Annotated in this window: 19 protein-coding genes; all 19 read left to right on the top strand. The window is 66.9% G+C overall.

What is annotated here, in order from left to right; translation table 11 throughout:
- Window positions 1-46: 46 nt before the first annotated feature.
- The 19 genes from AN478_RS05995 to AN478_RS05905 all read left to right on the top strand — a co-directional run bounded on the left by AN478_RS05995 (window position 47) and on the right by AN478_RS05905 (window position 25,622).
- On the top strand, window positions 47-901 hold the full coding sequence (locus tag AN478_RS05995; protein ID WP_054965703.1) for an ion transporter: 855 nt from the start codon (window positions 47-49) through the stop codon (window positions 899-901).
- A gap of 185 nt (window positions 902-1,086) precedes the next feature.
- A complete protein-coding gene (gene bfr, locus AN478_RS05990; protein ID WP_054965702.1) occupies window positions 1,087-1,563 on the top strand; it encodes a bacterioferritin in 477 nt (158 codons plus the stop codon).
- Window positions 1,564-1,831: 268 nt separating this feature from the next.
- Complete coding sequence (locus AN478_RS05985; protein ID WP_054965701.1) at window positions 1,832-2,209, top strand: hypothetical protein; 378 nt, start codon at window positions 1,832-1,834, stop codon at window positions 2,207-2,209.
- 262 nt (window positions 2,210-2,471) lie between these two features.
- Window positions 2,472-3,866 (top strand): alginate export family protein, encoded by a 1,395-nt coding sequence (locus tag AN478_RS05980; protein WP_054965700.1) that lies wholly within the window; start codon window positions 2,472-2,474, stop codon window positions 3,864-3,866.
- A gap of 201 nt (window positions 3,867-4,067) precedes the next feature.
- Window positions 4,068-6,653 (top strand): ATP-binding protein, encoded by a 2,586-nt coding sequence (locus AN478_RS05975; protein WP_054965699.1) that lies wholly within the window; start codon window positions 4,068-4,070, stop codon window positions 6,651-6,653.
- Entirely contained in the window at window positions 6,613-8,019 is a 1,407-nt protein-coding gene (locus AN478_RS05970; protein WP_074471408.1) for a sigma-54-dependent transcriptional regulator, read from the top strand. The genes AN478_RS05975 and AN478_RS05970 overlap by 41 nt, the downstream gene beginning before the upstream one ends.
- A gap of 38 nt (window positions 8,020-8,057) precedes the next feature.
- Complete coding sequence (locus AN478_RS05965) at window positions 8,058-8,702, top strand: hypothetical protein (RefSeq protein ID WP_054965697.1); 645 nt, start codon at window positions 8,058-8,060, stop codon at window positions 8,700-8,702.
- Between the two features lie 345 nt (window positions 8,703-9,047).
- Window positions 9,048-9,704 carry a TlpA family protein disulfide reductase gene (locus AN478_RS05960; RefSeq protein ID WP_082432880.1) on the top strand — a complete coding sequence of 219 codons (657 nt, stop codon included), beginning with the start codon at window positions 9,048-9,050 and terminating at the stop codon, window positions 9,702-9,704.
- A 48-nt stretch (window positions 9,705-9,752) separates the two neighbouring features.
- Window positions 9,753-11,225: a hypothetical protein gene (locus tag AN478_RS05955; RefSeq protein WP_054965695.1), complete on the top strand. Its 1,473-nt coding sequence runs from the start codon at window positions 9,753-9,755 to the stop codon at window positions 11,223-11,225.
- A 411-nt stretch (window positions 11,226-11,636) separates the two neighbouring features.
- Window positions 11,637-12,833 carry an efflux RND transporter periplasmic adaptor subunit gene (locus AN478_RS05950; protein ID WP_054965694.1) on the top strand — a complete coding sequence of 399 codons (1,197 nt, stop codon included), beginning with the start codon at window positions 11,637-11,639 and terminating at the stop codon, window positions 12,831-12,833.
- A 175-nt stretch (window positions 12,834-13,008) separates the two neighbouring features.
- A complete protein-coding gene (locus tag AN478_RS14700) occupies window positions 13,009-14,247 on the top strand; it encodes an efflux RND transporter periplasmic adaptor subunit (protein ID WP_176758765.1) in 1,239 nt (412 codons plus the stop codon).
- Between the two features lie 63 nt (window positions 14,248-14,310).
- Window positions 14,311-17,472, top strand: a complete 3,162-nt coding sequence (locus tag AN478_RS05940) for an efflux RND transporter permease subunit (RefSeq protein WP_054965692.1) — start codon at window positions 14,311-14,313, stop codon at window positions 17,470-17,472.
- A gap of 22 nt (window positions 17,473-17,494) precedes the next feature.
- Window positions 17,495-18,508 (top strand): efflux RND transporter periplasmic adaptor subunit, encoded by a 1,014-nt coding sequence (locus tag AN478_RS05935; protein ID WP_054965691.1) that lies wholly within the window; start codon window positions 17,495-17,497, stop codon window positions 18,506-18,508.
- Window positions 18,509-18,580: 72 nt separating this feature from the next.
- Entirely contained in the window at window positions 18,581-19,738 is a 1,158-nt protein-coding gene (locus tag AN478_RS05930; protein WP_054965690.1) for an efflux RND transporter periplasmic adaptor subunit, read from the top strand.
- A gap of 33 nt (window positions 19,739-19,771) precedes the next feature.
- Window positions 19,772-23,116 (top strand): efflux RND transporter permease subunit, encoded by a 3,345-nt coding sequence (locus tag AN478_RS05925; RefSeq protein WP_054965689.1) that lies wholly within the window; start codon window positions 19,772-19,774, stop codon window positions 23,114-23,116.
- Between the two features lie 11 nt (window positions 23,117-23,127).
- The gene (locus AN478_RS05920; RefSeq protein ID WP_082432876.1) at window positions 23,128-23,520 is read left to right on the top strand and encodes a c-type cytochrome; all 393 of its coding nucleotides are present in this window, start codon (window positions 23,128-23,130) and stop codon (window positions 23,518-23,520) included.
- Window positions 23,521-23,561: 41 nt separating this feature from the next.
- A complete protein-coding gene (locus tag AN478_RS05915) occupies window positions 23,562-24,749 on the top strand; it encodes a transporter family protein (protein ID WP_054965687.1) in 1,188 nt (395 codons plus the stop codon).
- A gap of 34 nt (window positions 24,750-24,783) precedes the next feature.
- The gene (locus AN478_RS05910) at window positions 24,784-25,059 is read left to right on the top strand and encodes a hypothetical protein (RefSeq protein ID WP_143004146.1); all 276 of its coding nucleotides are present in this window, start codon (window positions 24,784-24,786) and stop codon (window positions 25,057-25,059) included.
- 35 nt (window positions 25,060-25,094) lie between these two features.
- Entirely contained in the window at window positions 25,095-25,622 is a 528-nt protein-coding gene (locus tag AN478_RS05905) for a TlpA disulfide reductase family protein (RefSeq protein ID WP_176758766.1), read from the top strand.
- Window positions 25,623-25,647: the final 25 nt, after the last annotated feature.

Here is a 25,647-nt window from a genome sequence, read left to right as displayed (position 1 = left end):
CGCTCCGGCGTCCGCCGGAGCCCTTCCCTAGATTATGGAGAGTCGCATGACGACCCTTACCCGACCCAACTGGCGGGCCCAGCTGGGCAGCTGGGTCGAGTCGGCCCGCGTGCAGCGGGTCATCACCGCCCTCATTCTGATCAACGCCGTCACCCTGGGCCTGCAGACCTCCGAGCGGGCCGTGGAGGCCGCCGGCGGGCTTCTGTATGTCATCGACCGCCTGGTGGTGGCGGTGTTCGTGCTGGAGATCACCGCCAAGCTGGCGGCCTTCCGCGGTGCCTTCTGGCGCTCGGGCTGGAACGTTTTCGATTTCCTGGTGGTGGGGGTCTCCGTAATCCCCGCCGGGGAGCAGTTTGCCGTCCTGCGCGCCCTCCGGGTGCTGCGGGTGCTGCGCCTGACCACGGTGGTGCCCCAGATGCGCTCGGTGGTGGGCTCGCTTCTGGCGGCCCTGCCGGGCATGACCTCTATCATCGCCGTGCTGCTGCTCATCTTCTACGTCGCCGGGGTCATGGCCACTCGCCTCTACGGTGAACAGTTTCCCGACGACTTCGGGAACATCGGCATCTCCATGTACACCCTGTTCCAGATCATGACACTGGAGAGCTGGTCGGAGGCCATCGTCCGCCCGGTGATGGAGGTGTACCCCTCCGCCTGGCTGTTCTTCGTGCCCTTTATCGTTATCACCAGCTTCGCTGTGCTCAACCTGTTCATGGCCCTCATCGTGGACTCCATGCAGAAGCTGCACGCCGCCGAATGGGAGGAGGAGCGCGAGGAGATCAGCGAGATCGGGGCCCGGGAGCGGGCCGCCATCGAGGAGGAGCTGGCGTCCCTGCGGGAGGAGCTGCGGCTTCTGCGCCGGGAGATGGCTGGTGGCGGGCAGCGAACCGAGGACCGGGACTGAGCCGGCTCCGAGGCGGTGACCGGAAACGGCGGCAGCGCGCTCCAGCTAGCGGGAAACCGCGGTTTCCTGGATGACTCCGGAAGTTATACCCTTTTCCGCGATAGCCGGAATCATTCGCCACGGCTGGTCGTCGCCCGGGAACCCCCCGGGCGCGATGTTCGGATCCGATAAAGGAGCTGGTCCCCATGAAAGGCGACGCCAAGGTCATCGAATACCTGAACCGGGTGCTCACCAACGAGCTCACCGCTATCAACCAGTACTTCATGCACGCCAAGATGTGCGAGGACTGGGGCCTGAAGAAACTGGCGGAGGTGACCCGCAAGGAGAGCATCGAGGAGATGCGCCACGCCGAGGAGCTCATGGACCGCGTGCTGTTCCTCGAGGGGCTCCCCAACCTCCAGGACCTCGGTAAGCTGCGGGTGGGCGAGGACGTCCAGGAGCAGCTGCGCAACGACCTGGGCCTGGAGCAGGACGCCATCCCGCTGCTGCGCGAGGCCATCGTCTACTGCCGCGAAAACGGTGACGAGGTCTCCAAGGACCTGTTCCAGCGCATCCTGGACGACGAGGAGGAGCACGTGGACTTCCTGGAGACCCAGCTCGAGCTTATCGACAAGGTGGGCCTCCAGAACTACCTGCAGACCCAGATGGAGTCGGCGGGGTAGTTCCCGCCTGCGCCTGCCGAGGTACCGGGAGGGGCAGGGGCGAAAGCCCTGCGGCGCAGGAACCGGGCTGCCGCTTTCGGGCGTTGGGGCGCGCCTCTGGAGATAGTTCGTAAGAGAGAGCCCCAAAACCCCAAAGGGTTGAGAAGCCTGTATCTTTTGTCGGGTGGTTAGGGGGTAATCCAGGGTTTTTTGCAGGCATGCATAAAACCGCTGGCGGCATGGTCTAAATAATCTATCCCGTTGGCTTCGTGAAGCTGGGGAAATGACCATGCGAAAGCATCTCCTGGCCATGTTGCTCTGTGTGGCCCCCTCCATCTCCCTGGGCGCTGAGCCCGTGGAGAAGAAGATGGCCCCGGGCTATTCGGCGTGCTTCTCGGAGGTCTCCTATCTGGAGCTGATGAGGGCGATCCGTTCCGGGGACGAGCGAACGGCGCAGGAGGTGCAGCGCCGTGAGTGCCACGTGTTCTCCCACTGCCAGCCGGTGACCGTGCTCCGAAGAGGCAAGGAGGACAGCGTCGAGGTGCGGGTGAAGTTCAGCACCCATCCCGTCTGGGTGAGCAGCCAGTCCTTGGGCAACGCGTGCCCCGATATCCCTTCCGGGGGTAGGTCCCGTTTACCTCCCCTGCCGGAGCTCCAGGCGATTTAAACCCGTTGACGCGCTCCCCCCTCCCGCTGTTTCAGCCTGAAACGGACTGTTCCACCCTGGAACTCCCGTCGATCGAGGAAGGATAGACCCGGCCCTTCGCAAGGCCGGGCGACAGCCAGCATTTCCCCGTTGTCACTTGCTGTCCGGCTCCTGGTACAGCGGTTGCAGAAGCGTTTGGTGACCCTGCATTTGCCCAGCCGGCCCCTGGCCGGTCCGGGGTATCGGGGACACCGTTCCGTTCGCTGGCGAGGAGGGCGGCACCATGGGGAATCACCGGAAACTGCTCTGCGGGATGTCGGCGCTTGCCGCCGGTTTCCTGCTGCCGTCCCCGGCGGAGGCCGGGGTGACCATAGAGGATGGCGACACCGCGCTGGAGGTTGGGGCCCAGCTTCGCATCCGTCACCAGAGCCCACCCTTTCCCGCCAACGAGGACCTGCCCCGGTTCACCAACTATCGGGCCAGGCTGAACCTCGATTTTCAGGCCGATAACGGCTTCCGGATCTTCCTGCAGCCCCAGAAGGTAGGGGTTTTCGGGGACAACGACACGGGCGCGGCGGTGGATTTCAACCGCACGCCCGCCAACCAGTCCCTGCACCAAGCCTTCCTGGACTGGCCGCTCAATGACCAGCTCGACCTTCGGCTCGGGCGGTTCGAACAGCACCTGGCCGACCATCGCTTGATCGGGGATTTCCGCTGGTCCAACCGGGCCCGCTCCTTTGATGGCGGGCGCCTGCGCTGGTCCGCTGGGAACCACCAGGTGAGCCTGTTCGCCCTGCAGCTGGCGGGGGAGGACTACGGTGGCAACGCAGGTGGGCCCTTGCCGGTGGGGGATGCCGACGCCGACCAGCAAGCCTACGTGGCCCATTTCCGCAACGACGCCCTGGTGCCGGCCAGCCGGCTGGAGCTTACCTACGTCTACGACGATGACCTCCAAGGAACCCCGTTCTCCGCCTCCCGGCTGGAGCACGGGCCAGGCGGCCTGCCCGCTTCGGAGCGCCACACCGGTGGGTTCTTCCTGGCGCGCACCGATTCCGGGGGCAGCTTCCTGAGCCCCTTTCTGGGCCGGACCCTGAAGTACCCCAAGGACCCGGGGCTGTACTGGCGGCTGGAGGGGTATCTGCAGCGCGGGGATATGGGCCCCAGCCGGGCCGGCCAGGACATCGACGCCTACATGGCCGCCGGCTACCTGGGGTACGGCCTGGGAAATGTCCCGGGCCGGCCGTTGGTTTGGGGCGGGGTGGACTACCTGTCCGGTGACAGGGACGCCTCTACTGGGGACTATGAGGCCTTCAGCACCCTCTACTCCACCAACCATCCCTATTACGGGTACATGGACTACTTCCTGATCTCCCCCGATGCCAATACCAACGGCCATGGTCTCCGCGATGCCCACCTGTCGCTGCATCTCAAGCCCGCCAAGCGGCTAGGGGTGTGGCTCAAGGGGCATAACTTCGCTCTGGCCGATGCACCGGGCGGCACCGATGACGCCCTAGGCAACGAGGTCGACCTGACCGTGGCCTACAAGGCGCACCCCAGGGCGGTTCTGCTGCTGGGGTATTCCAAGTTCTTCAGCGACGACGGCATGCACGACCTGGGAAGGATCGAATCCGACGAGGACCCGAACTTCCTCTATGGCATGGTCAACGCCAGCTTCTGAGGGCGATCCCGGTTTCCGGTTGGTGGCCGGGACTTGGGTGGTCACTTAAGGCCATTCGGGACGTTCCCTTAACAGATCCCGTGGATGGGGGTTAAATGGAACCCATACACCTTTATACCCCTTACAAGCCTAGCTCGGCAGGGTAGGCGCTTGCCGCGGTCCGCAGTCTTCAAAGGCGCGGCGGCTTCCAGGAGCGACCCGGTGCAGACCAACTTCCTTCTGCCCGAGGAGTCCGGGGAAGGCTGGCGGCTGGATCCCAGGCACCGGTGGGTGCTGACCTGGGGTGTGGCCCTGGTCCTGCTGTTGCCCCCGATCGCTCTGTTGGGTCTTCGGGAGCAGGCCCTGGACGAGAGCTATGTCCTGGCCCTCACCCACGGGGTTGTGGAGGGGTTTTGTGGTCTCGTGGCCCTGCTGGTGGTGGTGGCCGCCGGCGGGATCTATTTCCTGCAACCCCGCAATGAGCTGCTGTTTTTCACCCTGGCCTTCCTGGCCATGGGCTTGTTCGACCTGATCCACGCCATCTCGGAGCCGGGCTCCGAGCGATTCGTCGCCCTCCACTCCCTCTCGGTCGCCTGGGGCGCCCTGCTCATGCTGACGGCCTACCTGGCCGTCCTGCCGCGGATGCGTCTGGACCATCTGGAGCCGCGGAAGATTCTGACCGCGGTCCTCGTCCCCCTGGTGGGAAGCCTTCTACTGGTTTATTGGGTCCCTGACCAGGAATTCCTGGCCATGGTTCACCCCTCGGGTCGCAGCCAGGAGTTCACCTGGGCGAGCATTTTTCTGAACGGAGCGGCCGGGGTCCTGTTCACGGGGGCCGCCCTGCTCTGCTTCGCCGGTTACCGGCGGAGCGGAGAGCTCTCCCTGGGGGTGTTTACGGCTATCCACGGCCTGTTCGCCGAAAGCGCCTTCCTCTTCCCCCTGTCCACCCTGTGGGACATCAATTGGTGGCTGTGGCACGGGGTCAAGGTCCTGCTCTACATGGGGATCCTGGCCTTCCTGGTCTTTGGCTACATCTATGCGGTGCGCAAGATCCAGGGGGTCAAGAATGCCCTGTCCCGCTCCAATGAGCGGCTCCAAGAGCAGCAAGAGCAGCTGGAGTTCAGCTACCGGGTCCTGAGCTGCCGTACCACCATCACGGAATGCGGGGCGGGAACGCTGGACATGGAGCGGATCCTGGAGACCTTCGAGACGGCGGTGGGCCGATTGGTTGGGCCCGTGTCCGGACGTTTCTACATCGACGCCTCGGTGCTGCGTAACCCCGATTTGCTCAAGGACGAGCTGCTGGGGGACAGCGGGGCGGAGCGCCTTGCCTTCCAGGAACAGGACAACCGGGCGGCCGAGTCCGGAAGAGGCGTGTGCGTGGACGTGCACGCCCACGGCCGGCGCCTGGGGCGCCTCTCCCTTTGCTGGGGGGAGGCCGAGGATCCCGGCCAGGACCGGATGGGGGAGATCCTGAGCATGGTGGACGGGGCCTCCCAGGCCCTTGCCGGGGCCATCCTCTACCGGGAGACGGTCTGGGAAGGCGGGGTGCAGGACACCATGCAAACCATCGTCTCGATGATCAACTCGGCGGGGGACGTACGGGACATTTTGAATGTGGTCTGCCGGGACGGAGCTCGGTTGCTCAAGGCGGAGGCGGCCGCCATCTGGCTGGCGGATGCGCAGGAGGACAGTCTGCGTCGGTACGCGTGCTGCCACCCGGAATTTTCGCCCATGGAGGGGCGGCTCGGGGAATGGCCCCTCGAGGAGCATAGCGGCCCCCTGGAACGGGTGCTGCGGCGGAACAGGCCGGAGGCGGTGGACCTGACGGTACACCCCAAGCTGCGGGGCCTGTTTGCCCAGGGGGGCGGGCCGTGCCGGCAGGGCGCCATTTTCCCCGTGGAGGGGCGCGATGGGGTGCTTGGGCTCCTTGTCCTGTGCCGCAATATGGACGTCCCCTTCTCCGGGGAGACCATGGCCAAAGCGCAGCTTCTGGCCATGCACGCTGGCATGGCCCTGCAAGACGCCTTTCTCATCCAGGAGCTGAGCGCGACAAACGAGCAGCTCCAGCGGACGCAGCGGGAAAAGATCCGCTCGGAGAAGCTGGCAGCCATCGGCCAGATGTCCGCGGGGATCGCCCACGAGATCCGCAATCCCCTGGGAGCCATGTCCAATTGCCTGAAGATCCTGAACAGCCCCGGTACCGGGGAGCACGCGCGCGACCGGGCCCTGCGCATCCTCGAGGAGGAGGCCCGGCGCCTGGAGAAGACCGCCAGCGACTTCCTGGATTTCGCCCGCCCGGCGGGGGAGATGCTGCGCGAAAGCGATCCGCGCCGCCTCCTGGCCTCGGTGGAGGAAGAGGCCCAGGCCCACCTCGCCGGCCAGGACGCGGACATCCAGCTGTTGGTGGATGCCCCTCCGGCTCTCCCCATGTGCAGGATGGATTCCGACCGCCTTCGGCAGGCCCTCTGGAACCTGTTCCTGAATGCCGTGAAGGCCTGCGGCGATGCGGGGCGTATCCGGCTCTGCGGAACGTCTCTGGACGGCGAGCTCCGGCTCGCCGTGGAGGACGACGGGCGGGGCATTGAACCGGAACAAATGGAGGACATTTTCGAGCCCTTCTTCACCACCAACGCCTCGGGATCCGGCCTTGGACTGGCCATCGTCAAGCAGGTCGTGGAGAGCCAAGGAGGGCGGGTGGAGGTGTCCAGCGTCCCGGGGTCGGGCACCACCGTCGCCCTGATTCTTCCCCTCACGGAGGAAGCGCATGTCCAGCGGTCAACGGTCTCCGGAAACCTCGCCGGATAACATTCTGGTCGTCGATGACCACGCCCCCATGCGGGAGAGCCTGGTGCTGCTCCTGGAGGCGGCCGGCTTCAACCCCCTGGAGGCGGATGGAGGGCGAACCGCGCTTCGCCACCTGGAAGAGCGCCCGGTGGAAGGGGTCCTGGCGGACCTCAAGATGGAGGACATGTCGGGGCTGGAGCTGCTGAAGGAGATCCGCAAGCGGGACCGCTCCCTCCCCGTCATCCTAATTACCGCCTACGGCACCATCGAGTCCGCGGTGGAGGCCATGCGCATCGGGGCCGTCGATTACCTCACCAAACCCTACGACCAGGAGGAGCTGCTGGAAAAGCTCCGGAGCAACATCGTCGCCTCCGCCGACTCCCTGTTCCCCTTCGACCAGGATCAGGAGGTCGCGACCTCCGAAGGTTTTCACTTCCAGAGCCAAGGGATGCGGAAGATCTGGTCGCGCATGACGCAGGCCGCGAAGACGGATCTCGGCATCCTCATTACGGGCGAGACGGGCACCGGAAAGACCCTGTTGGCCCGGGAGATCCACAACCAGAGCCCCCGGGCCAACGGTCCGTTCATCAATATCAACTGTGCCGGGCTGCCGGAAGCGCTGCTGGAGAGCGAGCTGTTCGGGCACGTGCGGGGCAGCTTCACCGGGGCGTCGGCGGACAAGGAGGGCCTGTTCGAAGCGGCCCATGGGGGGACCATCTTCCTGGACGAGGTAGGCTCCATGCCCGAGGCCCTGCAGGCCAAGCTCCTGGGCGTTCTGCAGGACTCCGCCATCCGCCGGGTGGGCTCCAACCGCGAGCGGAAGGTGGATATTCGGGTGGTGGCCGCCACGGGCGAGGAGGGGTACGCCGGTGACGGCCGTCCCATGTCCCTGCGGGAAGACCTGTACTACCGCCTGAACGGGGTCCGGTTCCATTTGCCGCCCCTGCGCGACCGTCCGGAGGACATCCGCTGGCTGGCGGAGCACTTCCTTCGGGAGTACGCGGAGAAGTACGGCAAACCCCTGCGGGGGTTCGACGAGGACGCCCTGGAGGCGCTACGGGCCTTCCCGTTTCCGGGCAACGTGCGTCAGCTCCAGGCGGTGATGGAGCAGGTGACTGCCTTCGCCGAGGCCGCTATTCCCAGGGTCACAGTGGCGGACCTCCCCGAAGAGGTAACGGAAGGTACCGCCCTTGTGAGCGAGCCCGCTGAGGCAGTGGGGGCCGGTGGCCCAGGCGGTGAAGGTGTGGAAACCCTGGAGGATCAGGAGATCGCCACCATCAAGCGGGCACTGGAGCAGACGGGCCACAACCTGACACGGACCGCCCGCAACCTGGGCATCGGCCGGACCACGCTGTGGAGGAAGATGAAGCGCTACGGCCTGGAGTAGCGGAAGGCAATGGGGACCATAGTCGAGGAGACACTCCCATGGAGACGGAGCACGTGACGGAACAGCCCGAGGCCTATGATTGGCCGTTTGTGGATGCCTGGTTCGGCCCCATGAGCGAAACGGAGCTGGAGGCCCTGGGCCATCCGCATTTCGGCGCCTGGGCACTGGACAGGGTGGCCGAAGAACAGGCGTTGGTGCGTCGAGAAGCGGCCACCGGCGGTACCGCCTCGGAGCCCTATCCCCACCCCCACGGTTTATTCGTCTATGGGGGCCATACCTTTCAGAACCTGATGGCGGAGACGGTCCTGCGTTCCGGTCCCGGGGAAGGGGGGCGGGGGGGCCTGGCCCTGATCCATGGCGAGGATCCCGAGAGCGACGAGATCCTCGCCGTTACGGTGGATTGGCCCGAACAACGGGTGGCCCTGGTGCGGTTCCAGGGGGAGGAGGAAGAGGAGCTGGCTGCGGAGCAGGTGGCCCTCTCCCGGGACCAGTGGATCCGCCTGCACCTGCGCCACGTGGGGGCGTTCCCGGTGGTCTGGGTCGACGGGGAATGCGTTCTTAGCTACGAGGAAGGCGGGAGTCACCGATCCAATAGCGACCGCCGCCTGGCCCTTCTGAGCGGCTCCGCGCCCGGTCCGGTGTTCCGGAATCTTCGCGCCACGGAGCTTATCAGCACGGACTGAGCCCCTAGGACCCCACCGGAAAGGCCCGGGCAACCGCCCGGGCCTTTTTGCGTCTTCCCCTCCCGCCCGTCTTTCGCCGGACGGGTCTGTCTTGTCCGTTGCCGAAGCCCCGCCGGATGGCTGGGTCGTTTCAGCCTGGAACAGGCCTTGTTTCGGGGTGGAACAGGACCCCTGCAGTTTGCAGGAGTAACTCGCCAATAACCTGTTTTTTAAACTTTATTCGCTTGGTACGGGGGTTGCAATTAAACGTGTGGAAAGGACCGGGGACACGCACCGCGGTCCCTGTGGCATGGCAAGCCGCCCGAGCCGGGTGGTGGAACTTTCAACCTCGTAGGAGGGGGCATCATGCGAAGCAATCACTTTCGAAAGGCGTTGCTGTCGGCGGCAGCCGCGCTCGCCTTGGCGTTCCTGGGGGGGACGACGATCGGGGTCGCGGACGACCAGTTCACGAACCCGAATAAGAAGTCCGGCGGGGCGTTCCCCACCGCCGAAGAGGTGGGCGGGGAGGTGTTCATCGAGACCAAGGGCGAAGGAGATCAGGTGCCCATGGACCTGCCGCTGGAGACCCTGGACGGAGAGGAAACCACTCTCCGACAGGTGCTGAGCAGTGGGGACAAGCCGGTGGTCCTCAATTTCTTCATGGCCCACAACGAGAAAGCCCTGGAAGAGCTGAAGGCCCTGGACCGCCTGGAGCAGGAAAACCCGGGCCTGCGGGTGGTCGCCATCCACCTGGGTAGCGTGGGCGGCAAGCTCACCCCGGACACCCCCATGGCCTCGGTGAACCGCACCATCCGCGCGCTCCGGCAGGACCTGGGGGTGAATCGCGTCGACACCTACCTGGATAAGAAGTCCTACGCGGTGCAAGCCCTGGGGCTGCGCAACGCCCCCGCCACCTTCCTGGTGAAGCAGGACGGCACCATCGTGAAGAACTACCTGAGCACCCAGAACTGGGCCGATGACGCCCGGCAGAAGGAAATCTCCCAGTTCATCGCCTCCTCCTAGGAGCGATTCAGGGACAACGCTCGCATCCAGCGAAAAGGAGCACGAATCATGACCATGAAGCGACGCGATTTCTTCCGTTCCGCCGGAGCGGCCGGACTGGTCGGCAGCGCGGGGCTGCTCAGCGCGGGCGGCGGTCGTGCGGCCTCCATGAAGGCGGAGGAATCCCGGGACGTCGGGAACTTCGACATGAGCACGCTGGACGGCAACATCTGCGCCCTGCCCGGCAAATACTCCGGCCTGGTGCAGGTCGTGGACCCGGCCGTGGGCGAGACCCTCGCCTGGCTACCCATGATGCTGACGGGAATGGACGCCCCGATCCCGCACCACATCTGCTCCATGCCGTCCGAAAAGCCGCGGGAAGGGTTCGACTTCTTCCTGACCAACCAGCGCCCCGGCGCCCCCTACGTCAACGAGAACTCACCGGAATGGCGCAACCGGGGCGATATGCGCATGTGGAAGCTGCGCTACCACGGCAAGGATGACCAGAACCGCATCGAGGTGGTTACCGACATCTCGGACAAGCTCGGCATGGGCCTTGGCGTCCACACCTCCATCGGAGTGGGCAAGAACAAGGGCTTGGTTTCCTTCGCCGACGGCCAGAAGGACATCGCCCTGGTAACCACCACCGACGACGACACCGAGGTGGTGGCGGCCTTCAAGTTCGACTACGACCCCACCGGAAAGACCCTGAACGTCAGCCGCATCTTCCCCGACTCCAACACCGGGAAGTTCGACTACCAGGGTATGAAGGGCGCCAAGATCACCCACGAGGCGCTCATGGGCGAGGAGCTCATGCCGGCGGACCCCACCTCCTGCTTTGTGGACGCCATCACCTGGCACCCGGAGGAGCATCTGGCCAGCGTGCTGATCCGGCGGCAGGGCCTGTGCTGCATCCTGGACACCAAGAACTGGGAGCCCATCGCCCTGCTCGCCACGCCCAAGGGGGCGCCGAACAATTTCCCGCTGATTCGCCAGACGGGCTACACCTGGCAGTTCAACGTGCCCTCGGCCCTGTCGCCCATGCACGAGGCGGGCTTCAGCACTAGCGGCAAGTATTTCCTGGCCTGTAACAACGTTCTGCAGAACAACGTGGCCGTCTACGATTCCACCAACCCGGATCCCCGGAAGTGGAAGAAGATCGCCTATATCGAGGGCTTCGGGCGTACCCACCTGCCCTTCCACATGGCCAACCACGCCGACGAGCGGGCCTTCTTCTTCACCGCCTGGGCACGCCGCCCGAACCGGGGAAAGGTGGTCCGCGTGCCCAACGACGGCAAGTGGAAGATCGACTACGAGCTCGACATCGGGCCCGATCCGCACACCGTGGAGCCGACCCATGACGACAAGTACATGACCACGGTGTATAGCGGGCACCAGGGCGGTCAGTCGGGACTGGTGGTGTTCGAGGCGGACACCGGAAAGATTGTCCTCCGGCAGCCCTCGCCGAACGGCCACCACGACCACGTCAACATCCCGCACGACTGGGAGGAGGCCAAGCTGGCGCGGAGTCTGTCGGTATAAGAGTCGCACCCGGAGCGGGGCAGCCGCCCCGTTCCGGTTTTTTTGAGAAAGCCTTTGGACGGATCCGTTGGTATTTGCCGAATTGCAGCTCCATATCTGGATGAGAATTTCCAAGAGTCATCAGTCGATGGCGGATTCATCTCCTCGGTGTCGTTCCATTCGCAGCCCAGGGAAGGGGCCTTGCTCAGCATGAAGTTCTGCCCGCGGCTCGCCTTGCTAGCGTTACTGCCTCCGATGGTCCCTTCCGGGGCGCTCGCTTCCGATGAGTTGCCTCCGGTCCTCCCCCGGTTGGCGCAGGTGTCTCCCGCCCCTGGTGAAGCGGGTGCATCCCCGCCCAATGCCAACGCTTCCGGCCGCACGCAGGCGCAGCCAGGCCAGCCGGGTCAGCCGCCCGTACAACCGGGGCAGTCGGTGCAATCAGGACAGCCCGGCCAGCCCAGTCGGAAAACGTCCGAGGAGGAGCAAAAGCGGCTCAAGGGACTTACGGAATCCGGTCAGGGCCGGGAGCGGCACCTGGAGCTGGTGAAGGAGCGCACCCGCGTAATCCGGCCCGAGGATCCCGGCCGCATCGAAGGGAAGGCCCGGGAACTGGTGCAGGCTACCGCCGCGCCCACACTTACGGTACGGGCCGGCACGGATCACCTGACCCTGAAGGGGGAGGGCACCGTAAGGTACGACCCCACCAGCGTGCAGGACGTCAATATCCAGAGCAGCGGCCTGGTGCAGGACCAGTTCATCTTCCAGGGACAGAGTCTCGAGAAGGGTGCCCCCTTGCTCAATCTGTTCGCGCCCGAGCGGGTGCTGGCCCAGTACACCCATCTAGTCAACCTGAGCAACGATGGCCGCCTGTCCTATTCCTTTGACCCGGACAAGTTCATCGAGGACAGCCGGGAGAATATGCGGTGGTGGGGCCTTTCCGATAAGGAGATCAAACATCTGGAGGAGACCGAGGAGGTCAACAGGGACTATGTGATCCCGTCGCCCATCAGCGGTTACGTGGTGGATACCGAGGTCAACCGGGGTGGCTTGGTGAATGCCGGGGCGCGGGAGATGCAGGGCTGGGTGCTAGTGGGCAGCACCGTGGTGAGCGTCGCGAAGCTGTCGCCCATCTGGGTGGTGGCGGACTTCGCCCTGGAGGACGAGGTGGCCCAGCTCGGCGCCGGCAAGAAGGGTGTGGAGGGCACCGAGGCACGGATTCAGGTGCAGGAGACCGGCGGCGACACGGTGTATTCCGGCAAGGTCGACTACGTTTTCGCTGATGTCGATACCGAGACCCGCCGCAAGCGGGTTCTCATCGAGCTTCCCAACGAGGACCTGGAGCTTTTGCCCAACATGTTCGTCCAGGTGGCCCTGGAGGTGGAGGTGCCCGAGCGCCTCTGGGTGCCCCAGGAGGCCGTCCTGCAGCGGCACGGGCGGTCCTACGTCCTGATCCGGAAGGGATCGGATCGGTTCCGGTTCCAGCGGGTGGACACCGGGGCCCACCGGGACGGGCGGACGGTGATCCTGGATGGGCTCGCTCCGGGCACCGAGATCGCCGCCCGGGCCCGGTTCATGGTGGATCCGGACAGCGAATGGCGCTGGAACGAGGCCAGTCATGCGAAGGAATAGTCAAGCCGCTCTGATTCCGTCCCGTGCCGCGATGGCCCTGGGGACGCTCCTGCTGGTGGCTGGGGGGACTTCTGCCCGGGCCCAGGAGGGGCATCAGCATGAGGGACCGCAGCAGGAGGAGGCGTCGGGCCAGGTTCATTCTCAGGAAGAACACGAAGGGGATGCCGAAGGCTACGTGGACCATGAGGGTCAGGGTGAAGCCGGGCACCCCCAAGGCCATCAGGCCCCCACGGTAGCCCTCTCCGAGCAGGAAAAGCGCATCCTCGGCGTGCAATCCGCCCCGGCTGTGGAGGCCCCGCTGCACAAGCGGGTGCAAACCGTGGCGGAGCTGACCTACGACCCGCGCAACGTGGTGGACGTAACCGCGCGGGTCAACGGCGAGGTGGAGGTCTACAACGAGTTCTTCGAGGGCCAGCTGGTGGAGGAGGGCGAGGTCCTCATGGAGCTCCACAGCCCCAACCTGATCCGCGTCGCCGAGGACTACCTGGCCGGATTGCGGGCCCAGCAGGATATCGCCCGCCTTGGTCACGATTTCGAGAACCTGGATGTCACCTCCCGGGTGACTCTGCTCTGGCGGGGCCTAACGGACGGCGAGATTCGGGAGATGCAGGACCGGGGTGAGGTACCCAAAACCATGCCCATCGAGTCGCCGGTCACCGGCGTGGTGACCCAGCAGCCGGTGCAGCACAACTCTTTAATCAACGCCGGTGTGCGTGGCGGCCAGTTCACCGCCATCGGCGATGTGGTAGCCCAGGTGGCCCGCCTGGAGACCATGTGGGTCCAGGCCGAGCTTCTCGGCTCCCAAATGGATCGGGTGCGGGAGGGGATGACGGCCCGCGTCCAGGTGCACGGCCTGCCCAACCGGGTCTATGAGGCCCCGGTGACCTACGTCTATCCGGACATGCGCATGGGCCAGCGCACCCGGATCGCGCGCGTCGTGCTGCCCAACGAGGAGCTTGACCTGATGCCGGGCATGTACGCCGACGTGGAGTTCCGCGTGCCGGTGGAAGGCGACCGCAGCAAGCCGGAGGATCCGATCCTGGTTACGGATGCAGAGGGGGAAGCGGAACCGGTTAGCACGGACCGTGATAGCGCCCGGCAGCGGCCGGAGGGCAGCGCCGCCACCATGGGCCAGAAGGAGATAGAGCCCCTGCCCGAGTGGGAGGCGCGGCCCGTGCTCTCCATCCCCGAGGGGGCGGTGATCCGTACCGGGGAGGGCGCCCGGGTGTTCGTCCGTACGGGCCCTCGCCAGTACCAGGCGCGGCAAGTACGGCTCGGGGACCTAGCGGAGGGCCGGCTGGTGGTCGAGGAAGGCCTCCAGGCCGGGGAGGAGGTGGTGGTCCAGGGGCAGTACTTCCTGGACGCAGAGGTTTCCATGGCGCAATCGGGCGGCGGGGGCGGCCACCATCACTGAGACCCTTCCCGGGCCCCTTTTCCGGTCCGGGGTGCGCCCCGGCTCGGCACCATCGAGGTAGCGATGATCAACCGCATCCTGGAATTCGCTACGTACCGGCGCACCGCCGTGTACCTGTTGGTCCTGGCGGCCATCGGCATCGGCATTCTGTCCCTGCGCCAAGTCTCCTTCGATGCCATCCCGGACGTTTCCGACACCCAGGTCATCATCTACGCCAAGTGGCCCGGCCAGTCCCCCGGTGTCATCGAGGACCAGGTCACCTATCCGCTCTCCTCGACCATGCTCCACGTTCCCCAAGCCAAGGACGTGCGGGGCTATTCCGCCTTCGGCTATTCCCTGGTCTACGTCCTGTTCGATGGCGACACCGATCTCTACTGGGCCCGATCGCGGGTCCTGGAGTACCTCGACCAGGTCAAGGACGACCTTCCGGAGCGCGCCGAGGTCAGCCTCGGTCCGGACGCCACCGGGGTGGGCTGGATCTACCAGTACGCCCTGAAGTCGGACCGCCACGACCTGTCGGAGCTGCGCACCTTGCAGGACTGGTACCTGCGCTACGCCCTGGAGGGGGTTCAGGGGGTCTCGGAGGTGGCCAGCGTGGGCGGCTACGTGCGCCAGTACCAGGTGGAACTGGACCCCAACCGGTTGCGTGCCTTCGACATCGGCCTGGACCAGGTGGTGCAGGCGGTTAAAGGCAGCAACAGCGACGAGGGCGGACGCCTGATCGAGCGCGGCGGCCACGAGAACCTGATCCGGGGTCTGGGGTATGTCCAGGGCACGGAGGACCTGGCGAAGGTCCCGGTGCGCCGCACCGACCGTGGGGTGCCCGTGACCCTGGGCCAGCTCGGCACCATCCAGGTTGGGGCGGATCAGCGCCGGGGCATCACGGATCTGAACGGCCAGGGCCAGGTGGCGGGGGGCATCGTGGTCATGCAGCACCAGGGGGATGCCTGGAGCATCCTGCAGCGCGTCCAGGACAAAATCGCCGAGGTGCGCGACCAGCTTCCCGATGGCGTGACCATCGAGCCGGTCTACGACCGTGAGCCCCTGATCGAGCGCTCCGTGGCCACCCTCGGCGAGGTGCTGTGGCATGAGGCGCTGGTGGTGGCCGCCGTGATCCTGCTGTTCCTTTGGCACGCGCGCAGCACCCTGGTGGTGCTACTGACCCTGCCGGCGGCGCTGCTCATCAGCTTCGCCTTCATCCGGTGGATGGACTTGACCCTCAACATCATGTCCCTGGGTGGGATTGCCCTGGCCATCGGCGCCATGGTGGATGCCGCCATCGTCATGGTGGAGAACGCCCACAAGCACCTGGAGCGCCTGGATCGTCCGGAGGATCGGGAGGTGCGGCTGCAGGCGGTGCTCGCCGGCATGAAAGAGGTGGCGGCGCCCATCTTCGTGTCCCTGCTGGTGCTCACCGTCTCCTTCCTGCCGTTGCTGCTGCTTCCGGGGGAGGCCGGCCGGCTGTTCAGCCCGCTGGTGTGGACCAAGACCCTGGCCATGGCCATCGCGGCGGTGCTGTCCATCACCCTGATCGTAGCCCTCACCGCCGACCTGGTGCGCGGCCGCATCCGTCCAGAGGGCAGCAACCCCATCAGTGCCGCCCTGATCCGTGCCTACACCCCCGTGCTGCGCGGCTGTCTGAACCGCCGCTGGGGGGTGATCCTGGCGGTGGTGGTGCTGGGCGTGGCCACGGCCTTCCCGGCCACGCGCCTGGGCAAGGAGTTCATGCCGCCGCTGTTCGAGGGCTCCCTGATGTACATGCCCACCACCAATCCCGGGGTGAGCATCACCGAGATCGGGCGGGTCATGCAGAACCAGGACCGCGCCCTGATGGAGATCCCCGAGGTGGAAAAGGTGTTCGGCAAGGCCGGGCGGGCGGACACGGCTACCGATCCGGCGCCGCTGTCCATGATCGAGACCATCATCACCCTCAAGCCCCGGGACCAGTGGCGCGACGGCATGACCCCGGAGAAGCTCCAGGCGGAGATGGAGGACAAGGTCTCCGTCCCGGGCCTGGTGGACAGCTGGACCATGCCCATCCGCGGCCGCATCGACATGCTAAGCACCGGCGTGCGCACCCCGTTGGGGATCAAGCTCCACGGCGACGACCTGCGCCAGCTGGACCGGGTGGGGGCGCAGATCGAGGAAGCCCTGCAGGGGATCGAGGGCGCGGACAACGTCTACGCCGACCGCACCACCTTCGGCTACTTCACCGACGTCGACATCAACCGCCGGCAGGCGGGTCGCTACGGCCTCAATGTGGACGATGTCCAGGAGACCCTGCGTACCGCCGTGGGCGGCGCCAACCTGACCTGGACCGTGGAGGGGCGCGAGCGCTACCCGGTAATGGTTCGGTATCGGCCAGGGGTGCGGGACGGCGTCCAGCGCCTGCAGGAGAGCACCCTGGTGCCCTTCGGCGAGGGCGGCTACATCCCGCTCGACAGTGTCGCGGACGTGGAGGTTACCCGCGACCCGAACGTCATCAAGAGCGAGGACGGCTTCAAGGCGAACTATGTCTACATCGACCTCGGCGACCGCGACCGCGACCCCGTCGCCTTCGTCGAGGAGGCCAAGCAGGTGCTTGCGGAGGAGGTGGACCTCCCCGACAACGTCTACATGGAATGGACGGGAAGCTACCAGTATTTCCAGCAATCGCTGCAGAGCTTCTACTACATCATCCCGGTGACCCTGCTGATCGTGCTGCTGCTCTACCAGCTGGTGTTCCGCGACCTGCGCAAGTCCCTGCTCATCCTCGGAGCCATTCCCTTCTCCCTCATCGGGGCCGTGTGGCTGCTGTACCTCCTCGACTACCGGCTCAGCGTGGCGGTCGGCGTGGGCCTGATCGCCCTCGCGGGCGTGGCCGCGGAGACCGCCATGGTGATGATGTTCTACATCGACCACGCCATCCGGCGGCGACGGGAGGAAGGGCGACTGCGCGACGGGAGCGACCTGTACGCGGCCATCCGCGAAGGGGCGGTGATGCGCCTGCGTCCGGTGATGATGACCGTGCTCACCGTGGTCTTGGCGCTGATGCCGCTGATGTACGTGAGCGGAACCGGCTCCGAGGTGATGCACCGCATCGCGGCGCCCATGATCGGCGGCGCCCTGAGCGCCCTGCTGCTGGTGCTGCTGGTGGTGCCGGTGGCCTATACCTGGCTCGAGTCGCGGGGGCTCCCGGGCGAGCCACCAAGCCGGGACGATCCGGAATCCGGATCCACGGCATGAGCCCCAGCCAGAGGAGAACGTCATGACAGCCTACCTTGGGCTCCGCCTTCGCCGGTTCCTGCTCCCTCTTCTCCTCTTTTCGGGAGTCGCTGCCGGAGGCTCGCTGGACGACGCCCGACGGTACCCCGGCCAGGTGGTATTCGATGAGCGGGGGCAGAGCTCGGTGAGCATCCGGGTCAACGCGCAGATCACCGACCTGGCGGACATCACACGGGGATCGCAGGTCCAGTCCGGGGACCCCCTGGTCTGGTTCGAGAGCGCGGAGCTGCGCACCGTGCAGAGCAGCTACCTGTCCACCTACCGCAACTCCGACTTCCAGCGGCTCTCCTATCAGAGCGAGCAGACCATGGCCCGCAATCGTCTGATCCTTCGATGGCGGGGGCTGAGCAAAAAGGAGATCGAGGAGCTGGAGCTCGACGGGGAGCCTCTCGAGGAGATCGCCCTGGAGGCGCCCTTCGACGGGGTGGTGCTGGGCTTGGACGTGGTCAAGCGCCAGGTGGTCAATGCCGGCGTGCAGGTGGGGCAGTTCACCGCCGTGGGCATGCCTGCCCTGTCCCTGGCCGACCCGGACCGGGTACTGGTTGAGGCACAGGTCCCGGGTACCGAGGCCCGCCGGATGGCGGCGGGGGATCCCGCCCATGTGCACGCGGCCGCCGGGGTCCTTGAGGGCGAGGTGGTGGGGGTCTATCCGCAGGCCGTGGAGGGTTCGGGGCGCCACCGGGTGGTGGTGGAGACCCGGAAAGACGCCGTGGGGTCGGGGCTGGTCCCGGGCATGCGGGTGGGCGTCGCCGTATCCCTGCGCTCCGAGCCGGTTTCGCGGTGGGAGCAGCGCGGCGGCCAGAGGGGCCCCACCGGTGATCCGCGCTCGGGCGAGGGGGCCCCGGAGGGACCTCCCGGCCAGCCGGGAGCCCCTGCCGGGCCCAGCCAGCCTGGTCAGCCCGGTCAGCCGGGGACTCCCGCGGGACCTGGCCAGTCCGTCCACCAGGGAGGAGGCGGCGCGGCGGGCGGCTCCGGGGAAAGCCATGGACGGCCCTAATCAGCCGAGAAAAGCAACGGCGAGGCCGGGAAGGATGGCCGGTTCCCGGCTCCTGGCAAACGGGGTGGTGCGATGAGAGCGCGCAAAGTTCTGATCACCGCATGTCTTCTGGCCGGGGCCCCGACCCTGGCCCTGGGGCATGCAGAGCATCAGCAGTTCGCGGAGGACGGCGCCGACCAGCCCGACTCCTGGGTTGTGGGCATCCGCCAGGCCAGCGCGGAGATGGCCGGCCTGCTCGATACCGCCAAGGCCGTGGCGGAGCGGCGGGCCATGACCCTCCGCACCGACGGGCGGGTGCGGGCCCGGCCCTCCCGCATCCAGGAGGTCAACGCCAACACCAGCGGCGAGGTCCGGGACCTCTGGGTACGGCGGGGCCAGGCGGTGCGCCAGGGCGAAGGGCTGGCGAGCATCTACAGCCCCCAGTTCATCCTCCAGCAGGAGCAGCATCTGGCCCTGCTGGGAAGCCAGGTCCAGCAAGAGCAGATCCGGGCGCTGGGGAACCTGGGTGACTACATGGAGGATGCCCGGAAGAACCTGGAGTGGTGGGGGCTCAGCGAGAAACAGGTGAAGCGTCTCGAAAAGGAGAAGGAGGTGGTCAAGGAGACCCTCGATTTCTTCGCCCCTTTCGACGGCATCGTTACCGAGGTGATGGTGCGCCCGGGGGAGCTGATCAACGTGGGCGGCGGCAAGGCCATGGGCCAGTTCGTTGTCACCGGGGCCCCCATCGCCCGAATGGTGCCCTTCGAGGGGCTCTGGGTGGAGGCCCGCACCTACCCCCGGTTCCTCTCGGCGCTCCGGGAAGGCCAGAGCGTGCAGGTCCAGTGGGGCAAGGGCGAGCTCGCCACCACGGCGGCTGGGACGGTGGCCACCGTGCGGCCCCTGGTCGAGGAGGACCGCAGGGGACGGTTCTTCGTCAGCCTCGAGGAGGTGCCGGCGCATGCCGCGCTGGATGAGCCGGTGACGGTGAAAGTGGAGCTGGAGCACAAGCAGGGAGTCTGGGTTCCCGCTGATGCCCTGCTGAACGCCGGAGGAGAACGGCCCTACCTGTTCGTTCAGCGCCAACGGGACGTGTTCGAGCGCCGGGTGGTGGAGGTCGGCCAGCGGGTGGGAGACCGGATTCGAATCTCCGAAGGCGTCTCCGCCGGGGAAAAGGTGGTGGTGGGGGGTGCCTACATGCTTGAGGGACGCAGGCTGACCACCGGCGGCCCCGGCGGCGACATGCACCATTAACGCGGCCGAAGGCTCGGAAGGGAAGAAAGCGACATGATCCGGAAATTGGTTGGCTGGGCGCTGGGCAATCGCCTCTCGGTAATCCTGGGAAGCTTGGCCCTGCTGGTGCTGGCCGGGTTCGCCACCACCCGCATGCCGCTGGACGTATTCCCGGAATTCGCGCCGCCCCAGGTGGTGATCCAGACCGAGGCCCCGGGCTTCCCGGCGGAGGACGTGGAGCGGCTGGTCACCCTGCCCCTGGAGTCCTCCCTGCTGGGTACCGCCAAGGTGGCGGAGGTGCGCTCGGAGTCCTCGGTGGGCCTGTCCAAGGTGACGGTGGTCTTCGAGTGGGGAACCGACATCTGGGACGCCAATCAGCTGGTCCAGAAGCGTCTCCAGCTGGTGCGCGGCGACCTGCCCGAGGGTGTCCAGGCGCCGGAGCCCATGCCGGTTACCTCGGCCATCAGCTGGCTGCACAAGTTCGCCCTGGTGGGCTCCTCCGCCGACAAGGGACCGGAGGCTCGCTCCGCGGCGGCCGGCAACGACCCCCAGGCGAACCTGGCCGGCTCGGTGGCGCACGCCCACGAGGAGGGCGGCCATGGCGGGGACGGAGGGGGCGACCATGAGCATGACCATGGCCAGGCGGAAGGCGAGGACGGCCATCAGCACGGTACCGCAGAGGCGGGGCAGGGTAGTGCGGGACAGACCGACCGGCCCGGCGGCGTGTCCGGCTTCCCGGCCAAGGAGCTGCGTACCCTGGCGGACTGGGAGCTCCGCTTCCGCCTGCTGGGCCGGGATGGGGTGGCCTCCGTGGTCAGCCAGGGCGGCGACCGCAAGCAGTACCAGATGCTGATTGATCCCCAGCGCCTCGCCCAGCTCCAGGTCCCCATGCAGGACGTTATGGCGGCGGTTGGCCAGGCGAACGCCCTGCGCCCCGGGGCCTTCCTGTACCCCAGCAGCCAGCAGGAGTACACGGTCAGCGCCGACGCCCTGGTCTCCGACCCCGAGGACATCGGGGCGGTGCCGGTCACCATGCGCGACGGCGTCCCCGTCACCCTGGGCGACCTGGGATCCACGGAGCTGGGGGCGGCCATCAAGCGCGGCGAGGCCCGGGTAAACGGCGAGCCGGCGGTGGTCTCCACCGTCTCCAAGCAGTACGGCGCCGATACCCTGGGCACCGACCGCCGGGTTATGGAGACCCTGCGGGACTTCGAGCCGGCGTTGCCGGAGGGCACGGGCCTGATCGACACCACCTTCAGCCAGGCGAGCTACATCGAGGACGCCCTGGGCAACATGGGTACGGCGGTCTGGCAGGCCCTGCTCATCGTCATGCTGGTGCTGCTCGGCTTCCTGCTGCGCTGGACGCCCTCGCTGATCGCCTTCGTCGCGGTGCCGCTGTCCATCCTCACGGCGCTGGTGGTGCTGTGGCTGTTCGGCGTGAGCATCAACACCCTGGTGCTGGGTGGCTTGACCATCGCTGTGGGCGAGCTGGTGGACGACGCCGTCATCACCGTGGAGAACATCTTCCGCCGGCTGCGGGAGAACCGCGGGCGCGAGGAGCCGGCCCCCGCCGCTCGGGTGGTCCTGGACGCTACCGTGGAGGTGCGCAGCCCCGTGGTCTACGCCACCTTCATCGTGGCTTTGGTGTTCGTGCCGGTGTTCTTCCTGGTGGGCATCGAGAACCGCATCTTCAGCCCCCTGGCCACGGCCTACATCCTGTCCCTGCTGGCCTCGCTGGCCGTGGCGGTGACCCTGACCCCGGTGCTCGCCTATCTGTTCCTGGCCCGGCGTGACCGGGCCCTCACGGGAGACATGGGCTGGACCATCCGCACCCTGGACCGGGGCTATGTCCGCATCCTGGGCGGATGCCTGCGGCTGCCCCACCTGGTGCTGGGCGTGGTGGTCTTGCTGGTGGTGGCGGCCATCGCCGTCATCCCCAACCTGGGCCGTTCCTTCCTGCCCGCCTTCCACGAGGGCAACATCGTCATCGCCGCCACCCAGCCGCCGGGGACCTCCCTGCAGGAGAACTTGCGCACCGGCGACGCCATCCAGCGGGTGCTGCGCGAGCGCCACCCGGAGATCGCCACGGTGACCCACCGCGCCGGACGCTCCCGCCTCGACGAGGACGCCATGCCGGTGAACTTCAGCGAGTTCGATATCCGGTTGAAGGAGGGTGCGGAGAACAGCCCCGCGCTGATGGCCTCGCTGCGCGAGACCATGGCCGACTTCCCGGGGCTGACCGTGAACGTGGGTCAGTTCATCGAGCACCGCATGTACGAGCTGCTGACCGGCGTGCAGTCCCAGGTGGTGGTGGACTTCTACGGCCCGGACCTCCAGCGCCTCGAGGACCTCGCCGCCCGGGCCCGGGACCGCCTTGACGATGTATCCGGGGTGGTGGACCTGCGCACCTCCCAGCTGCTCCAGGTCCCCGGGCTACGCGTAGAGGTGGACCGCGAGGCGGCCAGCCGCTACGGGCTGCGTCCCGCGCAGGTGGCGCGCAGCGTGGAGGCTTCTTTGAACGGCCTACGGGTCTCCCGGGTGTTCGAAGGCTCGCGCAGCTTCGACCTTCTTCTGCGCTTCCAGGAATCGGCGCGCGATTCCCTGGAGGACCTGCGCGAGCTGCCGCTGGAGGCGGCCGGCGGCGGTCTGGTACCGCTCGGGGAGGTGGCGGATCTGAAGGTTGGCGACGAGCCATTCTTCATCCGCCACCAGGACGGCATGCGCCGGGCCACCGTGTCCTGGAATGTCCAGGAGCGTGACCTCAACAGCGTAATCAATGACGCCCAGACCAAGTTGGCGGGCCTGGACATGCCCGCCGGCTACTCCATGGAGATCAGCGGCGGGTACGAGGGCCAGCAGCGGGCCACCCAGCGCCTGGTGTGGGCCGGGATCCTGGTGCTGCTTCTGGTCTTCGTCATGCTCCTGCAGGCCCTGAAGAACGTTCGCCTGGCCGGGCTGGTCATGCTCAACCTGCCCCTGGCCCTGATCGGCGGGGTGGTGGCGCTGATGGCCACCGGCATCACCCTGAACGTCTCCTCCCTGATCGGCTTCGTGGCCCTGTTCGGCATCGCCACCCGCAACGGCCTGCTGCTGATCGCGCGCTACCAGAGCCTGATGGAGGAAGGCGTCACGGATCCGGACGAGCTGACCCGGCTTGGCGCGCGCGAGCGCATGGGGCCGATCCTGATGACGGCGGCCACCACCGCCCTGGCGGTCCTGCCGCTGGTGCTGGGCTCGCCGGTGGGCAAGGAGATGGAGCAGCCCCTGGCCTGGGTCCTGATCGGCGGGCTGGTCACCTCCACCCTGCTCAACCTGGTGGTGGTGCCCACCTGGTTCTACCTCATCGCCCGCCGCAACCTTAACCGGCTGCGGCCCAAGGGGCGGGCCCTGGAAACCTGAGGAGGCACGGCATGGCAAGAGCCGGAATGATGGTGCTGCCCGTAGCGGCGTTGGCCCTGGCCGCCTGCGGCGGGGCCGGGGATTCGGGGGGCGCCCAGGTAAAGCCCCCCGGGGTAGAGGTACCGGAGCGATACCGGCAGGGACAGGAGCTGTTCCGCACGAGCTGCGTGGGCTGCCACGGCCGCAAGGGCGTCGGCACGGGTCAAGGTCCGCCCCTTCTGCATCCCTACTACGATCCCAATAAGCACGGCGACGAGCGCCTGGTGCGGGTGATCCAGGAGGGCACCGAGCAGCACCTGTGGGAGTTCGGAGACATGCCCCCGCAGCCCCACATGGACGGGGAGAAGGCGCGGGAGGTCCTGGCCTACATACGCTGGCTCCAGCGGCAAGTGGATATCTATTGAGGGGGGGCGCTACGGACCGGGCGGCGACGGGGAGGAAGGTGATGCGAAAGGGGAGTAGCGGGTTGCGTACCTGGGCCGGGGCCGGCCTGGCGCTGGCCCTGGCCAGCCCGGCGGCCCAGGCCTACGTGGGACTGTGCTGCGCCAAGTGCGGCGGCAACATGCCCATGAACATTCCCGGGGGCGGGGTTCCCGCCACCTACGAGTTCCGGTTCAAGGTCAGCCCCATGTTCATGCACATGGACGGCCTGCGCGACGGAACCGACGAAGTGTCCTCCGACGAGCTGCTGGGAAGTCCCCAGGCCGGCGGCTACATGGCGGTGCCCACCTCCATGGACATGACCATGGTGAACCTCGCCGCGGGCTACAGCTTCACGGACGATTTCTTCGCCGGGCTCATGTTCATGTGGCAGCAGAACCGCATGCCCATGGAGCTAAACGCCATGATGGAGAGCCGGCTCGGTACCGACGGTTTCACCATGCACTCCGAGGGCATGGGGGACACCATGCTCATGACGAAATACCGCCTCCACTACGATGACCCGCTCATCCCCACCCGTCAGGTTTCCCTCTTGGCCGGGCTGAGCCTGCCCACCGGATCCATCGGCGAGCGGAACCGGGACCATCCCATGCCCGCCCGGCGGGACGAGCTGCTTCCCTACGGCATGCAGCTCGGTTCCGGCACATGGGACCCCATCCTCGGACTGCTCTACCAGGGCTCCCGCTCCCCCTACTGGTGGGGCGCCAACGCCACCTACACTGCCCGGGTCCACGACAACGAGCGGGGCTACCGCCTGGGAGACCGGGCCAACCTGGACCTCTACGCCATGTACCAGGTGCGCTCGGACACGGTGCTCCAGCTCCAGCTCAACGCCGAGCACAGCCAGGACATTGCGGGAGAGGCGGACGCCATCGAGCGGGGGGATTCGGGTCGTGCCGTCCGGGGAGACGGCGAATCCCCCTACCTGACCCCGCTCTACGATCCGGACCATTACGGGGGCACCAGCGCCCGGCTCACCGGGGGCTTCCAATGGCAGCCCGCGCCGATGCACATCGTGGATCTGCAGGGCTCGGTTCCGGTGTATCAGGACCTCAACGGGCCGCAGATGCAGGAGTCTTATCGGGTCATGGCCACCTACTACTTCGAGCTACCCACCCGGGCCAGCGTGCGCTACCAGGACGGCTCGGGGCGGGAACAACCCGGAGGGGCGGCCGATGCGCTCGGCTTCTAGGCGACAACCGGGGACGGCGGCGGCGCCCGTGATTTTGGCTGGACTCCTGGTCGCGGGGGGTTGCCAGGGACCGGGGGCGGGCACGCCCATTCCCGAGGCGGAATCCGCCGAAGGAGCGGCCTTCCGCAACCAGTGCAGCCGCTGCCACGCCCTTCCCCATCCGGAGCGCCATACTTACGACCAGTGGCGGCATTACCTCGAGCTCATGGACCAGCGCAGGGAAGAGCGCGGCATGAAGGCCCTCACGGGCACGGACCGGGAGCGGGTGGTCACGTATCTCCGCAAGCACGCCAAAAACGGGGAAGATTGATGCGCTTTCGGGTGAGGCTTGGTTGGGCGCCGCTGATGATCCTCTTGCTTGCCTGGGCGGGCAGCGCCACGGGCGAGGCAGAGCGCTGGATCCAGGAGCTGAACATCGATAAGCCACGTACTCGGGTCGCCGCTCCCGACTTCGCCCTGCCCGGCCCGGAAGGGGAAATGCGTGCCCTCGAACGCTACGAGGGGGACCTTATTCTGCTTAACTTCTGGGCCACGTGGTGCAAGCCCTGCCGGGACGAGATGCCGGCCCTGGAGAGCCTCTGGCAGGAATACGGCGACCGGGGCCTGACGGTCATCGGGGTGAACGTGGACCGGGGCGGCCCGGACAAGGTGCGCGCCATGGCCGAGAAGCTGGGAATATCCTTCCCCGTGCTTCTCGATCCCGACGGAGAGGTGCGCAATCGATACAACGTCACGGCCTTCCCCCAGACCTACCTGATCGGACGGGACGGCCGGTTTCTCGGCAAGGCCCTCGGCGAGCGGGAATGGGCCTCCCGGGCGGGGCATGAGCTGATCCGTCACTTCCTCAAGCGGTCGGGCGGGGCGAAGAATTGAGGCGGCTCCCTTCCCGGGTTGGGCT

The sequence above is a fragment of the Thiohalorhabdus denitrificans genome (assembly GCF_001399755.1).
Taxonomy (GTDB): domain Bacteria; phylum Pseudomonadota; class Gammaproteobacteria; order Thiohalorhabdales; family Thiohalorhabdaceae; genus Thiohalorhabdus; species Thiohalorhabdus denitrificans.
The sequence above is the reverse complement of the archived record's forward strand: the minus strand, read 5'-3'. Positions and strand labels throughout refer to the sequence as shown.